Annotated in this window: 5 protein-coding genes and 1 pseudogene; 3 read left to right on the forward strand and 3 right to left on the reverse strand. The window is 67.1% G+C overall.

Annotated elements, in window-relative coordinates:
- Positions 1-748 precede the first annotated feature (748 nt).
- On the forward strand, positions 749-1,084 hold the full coding sequence (locus ABFX50_RS50330) for an STAS domain-containing protein (RefSeq protein WP_346158365.1): 336 nt from the start codon (positions 749-751) through the stop codon (positions 1,082-1,084).
- A gap of 290 nt (positions 1,085-1,374) precedes the next feature.
- On the opposite strand, the gene ABFX50_RS50335 is transcribed toward ABFX50_RS50330, so the two are convergent.
- On the reverse strand, positions 1,375-1,680 hold the full coding sequence (locus ABFX50_RS50335; protein ID WP_346158355.1) for a hypothetical protein: 306 nt from the start codon (positions 1,678-1,680) through the stop codon (positions 1,375-1,377).
- A gap of 76 nt (positions 1,681-1,756) precedes the next feature.
- Positions 1,757-1,906, reverse strand: a complete 150-nt coding sequence (locus ABFX50_RS50340) for a hypothetical protein (RefSeq protein WP_346158357.1) — start codon at positions 1,904-1,906, stop codon at positions 1,757-1,759.
- An 80-nt stretch (positions 1,907-1,986) separates the two neighbouring features.
- Here ABFX50_RS50340 and ABFX50_RS50345 point away from each other — a divergent pair, with 80 nt between their 5' ends.
- Positions 1,987-2,304 carry an isoamylase early set domain-containing protein gene (locus tag ABFX50_RS50345; protein ID WP_346158359.1) on the forward strand — a complete coding sequence of 106 codons (318 nt, stop codon included), beginning with the start codon at positions 1,987-1,989 and terminating at the stop codon, positions 2,302-2,304.
- Positions 2,305-2,345: 41 nt separating this feature from the next.
- Here the strand turns inward: ABFX50_RS50345 and ABFX50_RS50350 are convergent, their stop codons facing one another.
- Entirely contained in the window at positions 2,346-2,930 is a 585-nt protein-coding gene (locus ABFX50_RS50350) for a hemerythrin domain-containing protein (RefSeq protein WP_346158362.1), read from the reverse strand.
- A 238-nt stretch (positions 2,931-3,168) separates the two neighbouring features.
- Here ABFX50_RS50350 and ABFX50_RS50355 point away from each other — a divergent pair.
- Positions 3,169-3,631: pseudogene (locus ABFX50_RS50355) on the forward strand (hypothetical protein); the annotation flags it as partial.

The following is a 3,631-nucleotide window of genomic DNA, read 5'->3' on the forward strand; positions in this document are numbered from 1 at the left end:
CCAGGCTGGCGGGCATGGAGCGCGAGCACCGCTGGTCGGACTGGAACGGCTCGGCGTTCGGCGACGACAGCCGGGCGCACGTCACGGTCTACCGCCTCACTGATCGATAGTGGCTGATCAGGGTCCCTCGAGGAGGTCTTTGAGATTGTTCGGCTTCGCGTTCGTTGCGGCGCTCGCCGAACAGGTAGTAAGGCTCTTTGGTGCGTGGTGCGCTGTCACGTCGTCCGTCTCGGTCCAGGATCACGCCCCACCCGTCGGGCAGTTGGAGTGCGCGGCAGCCCGTCCAGGTCGCCGACGTCCGGTCCGGCCTCTGCCGGTCCCGCTCGTACCGTGGGTGATGGTCAGCCGTGAGTGGGACGGTCGGTTGACTCCTCGTTGCCGCCGAACGATCAGGACCGTCCTCGTCCGGTGAGCGCAGCCCGCATGCCATCCACCAATCCGGTTTCCGGAGCCAGAAGCTTGTTGCCGGGCGGCGTGACGGGCGCGGCCGGGTCAGGCCATTTTTGCCTGCTGTACCTCGCTGGCCAGTTCGACAAGCTGCTGCCCGGGGCAGGCTTGACGCAGTGAGGTCATGCTGGTCTCGTCGTTTCCCGCGTCGGGTGGCGGGCAGCGGTCCCGAGAGAAGGTGAGCTGAAACTTGGGGCAGGCAGGCGTTCTCCTTGGCCGTGCGGGAAGCTCCCATTGGGGGGTGACTGTCATGCAGCCGCAGGACCAGTCGGAAGCGCTGGAAAGGCCGCTACGCGTTGTGATGCGTCCTGGCCGGGAGACTGTCGTGATCGGCCTGCAGGGAGTGCTGGACGTGTCCACCAAGCAGCTGCTGACCGGCCAGCTGGATGAGGTTATGGCCCAGACGTCGCCCCACCCGCCGGGTCTCATCATCGACCTGTCTCAGCTGACGTTCTGCGACTCCTCAGGGCTGAGCGCGTTGGTCGTGGCACGGGAGCGGCTGGAGGCGGCCGGGCGCCCGCTGGCCCTGGCGGGAGCGCGCGGCAGGGTGAAGCGGCTCCTGCACCGGACCGGCGTGGAGGCGGTCTTTCACTGCTATGCGACGGCGGCCGACGCCGAGAGCGCACTTGGCCGATAGGGGGCGCTGGGCCGACCGCAGTGCTCGCCGGTATCCCGACGTGCTGACGAGCTGGCATGCCACCGTGCCATGTCCTGGCTGGCGGCGCCGCCCGGCGGGGCAGGCAGGCGGGTACCTGCCCTGAGAGAAGCGTCCCCTGGCAACCGCCCACCTTGGGCGTGGTCGAGTCCCGGTCGGTGTGTCCTGCGGAAACGGGGAGTACAGGCCAGGACGGGCTCAGCAGGCATGGCAGACGCTCCAGCGCGGTTCGTTCCCGGATCTGCGACAGACTCCGCGCTTCAAGGGCGGGCCTATGGCCACGCACGCAGCGCATGCGCGTCGCTGGGTTCGAGTGCGACCCGATACCCGGCCCTGAGCAGCGCAGCCTCACACTGCGCGAGCTCCCGCACGGCTGGCTCCGAGTCATCTGCGAAGGCGACTAGGAATGGTCCGCCATCGTATCCACCTTCGACAAGGAAGCCGCCGTGCCGCTCGCTGAACTCGCGCAACCCCGCCTTGCGCAGCACGGTCCTGATGGTCTCGGCGTCGCGATCCCGCACCGTCCACAACGGGCGATTGCCCTCGCCATGCCCGAACTCGGGCTCATCGCCGCTCATGGTCCACATCGTAAGACAGCCGGTTTCCAGCAGGAACGATCGAGAAGCCCTCGGCTCGAATTCCCCCCATGGCTGCTCATGGGCAGGGCACGAACGGCATGGGCACGACGATCGCGTTGACGCCCTTCCAGGTGTTGTCCTCGCTGTGACGGCGGAAGCCCGCTGTCGTAGCCAGAGAGTGATCGTCGCGGAGCTCTCCTGCCCTCGGAACGGCGATGGAACGCATGCGGTTACGTGTTGTTCGTTGTAGCGGTCCGGGCATGGATAAACAAGGGTCGCGTCCATGCCTGTGATCGAGGGGACATAATGATCAAGCGTGGCAGGCCGGCAAACGGCCAGATCAAGCTCACCTTTATGGTCCGGGTCGATCAGGCGCCTGGGGGGCTGTCGCTGGTGGGGGACTTCAACGACTGGGACGCCAACGCCCATCCGATGCGGGTGAGGGAGGGCGTCTACGAAATCAGTCTTACTATCTCCACCGATCAGTCGCTGTGCTTCCGCTACCTGGCCGCTGGCGGGGTGTGGTTCGACGACGCCGATGCCGACTACCACGACCAGCAAGGTGGGCATCTCCGAGCCCTCACCTCCGCCTCTCCCGGGCGGAGCGCGGTGACGCCGGACTGACGGCCGCCGACCGGCGCCACCATCGCCTGCGCTGATGCCGGTCAGTGGGCCTTGCCCATGGCCTGGCGGATCACGTCACGTGCTCTGTCCATCATCGCGACAGGCGTTCCCACCAGCACGTTCTTGGCGGCCGACTCCGTTCCCGGATGCGGATGCGTCGGCGCCATCGCCTCGGCCGCCCTCACCCCCACAGCCAGCGTCTTGCGCTCAGCCGGCGAGGTGTGCGCGCGCAACTGCATGAACTCGTAGCGCTCCTCGCTACGGGCGTGCGCCGTCACCGCACCCCTCAGCAGGGTGAGCTTCTCCAGGAAGTCGGCGGCCTCGGGCCCCTTCTCGTCCATCTCCATGAGCAACTGCTTGGCCTGGTTCTCCTCGGCCAGCCGGTCCTCGACGACACCCTCTCCGCCGTCGATCTTGCCGCGGGCATACGGATGGACGACCTCCTCCTCCGCCGTCTCGTGAACGGCGAGCAGGCGCACCAGCCGCGTGAAGGCCTCGGCTCGCTGCTCGCCTGAGGCCTGCTCCACCTCGTCGAACAGGTCCCTGATGAGCGCGTGCTGCGCCAGCAGCAGGTCGATGACGTCGTCCTGGTCCATCGCCTCGGGCATCGGCTGTTGATCGGCCATGAGTGATCTCCCTTCGAGTACGGCCTGCCCTACCCGAACACCGAGAGACGACGCCTGGGTTTACCCGTTCCACGACCGCTGCTCGGATAACCACGACGTTTCCGCGGGCAGCTTCGGGTAGGGCCCGTACCGCGGCCCTCAAGACGTTCCACCATGACGTCGCAGACCAGGGCGGCACGACCAGCGCGCAGGGCAAAACCCTGGCGACACACTGTGGCTTCGAGGGAGAGCGAACCAGATGACCTTCAATCCGCTGCATGAGCGGGGCATCCCGCTGGACAAGCAACTACGCAACTGGCGCGAGCTGAACGTGACGCCGATCGACCCCGACCACGCCGACCCCTACACCCGCTGCCGCATCATCGCGATGAACGGCATCGAGGTCGAAGCGGTGATGTTCAGCCACCAGCTGGCCAGGCACTGCCCCGACACCGAGCTCAAGCAGCAGCTCGCGCGGGTGCGCTACATCGAGGCGCAGCAGCAGAAGGCGGTCAACTGGCTGCTGCCGGGGCTGGCCTCGGTGCTGGAGACCACGCTCGCCTACGAGCAGGTGGCGGTGGACCTCACCGCCTGGGTGGCCAGGATGGAGCCCGACCCCTACCTGCAGCAGGCCTACCAGTTCGGCGTGCTGGAGGACTTCGACCATCTCTACCGCTACGCCAACCTGTACGAGATGATCGAGCACCGCAAGGCCGAGAAGG

Source organism: Nonomuraea recticatena, assembly GCF_039533245.1.
In the GTDB taxonomy this organism is placed as follows: domain Bacteria; phylum Actinomycetota; class Actinomycetes; order Streptosporangiales; family Streptosporangiaceae; genus Nonomuraea; species Nonomuraea roseola.

What these genes read in the sequence shown, in the direction of transcription:
- ABFX50_RS50330 (WP_346158365.1), top strand. Translation starts at nt 749, where the DNA reads ATGCGTCCTGGCCGGGAGACTGTCGTGATCGGCCTGCAGGGAGTGCTG.
- ABFX50_RS50340 (WP_346158357.1), bottom strand. Translation starts at nt 1,906, where the DNA reads ATGCGTTCCATCGCCGTTCCGAGGGCAGGAGAGCTCCGCGACGATCAC.
- ABFX50_RS50350 (WP_346158362.1), bottom strand. Translation starts at nt 2,930, where the DNA reads ATGGCCGATCAACAGCCGATGCCCGAGGCGATGGACCAGGACGACGTC.
- ABFX50_RS50335 (WP_346158355.1), bottom strand. Translation starts at nt 1,680, where the DNA reads ATGAGCGGCGATGAGCCCGAGTTCGGGCATGGCGAGGGCAATCGCCCG.
- ABFX50_RS50345 (WP_346158359.1), top strand. Translation starts at nt 1,987, where the DNA reads ATGATCAAGCGTGGCAGGCCGGCAAACGGCCAGATCAAGCTCACCTTT.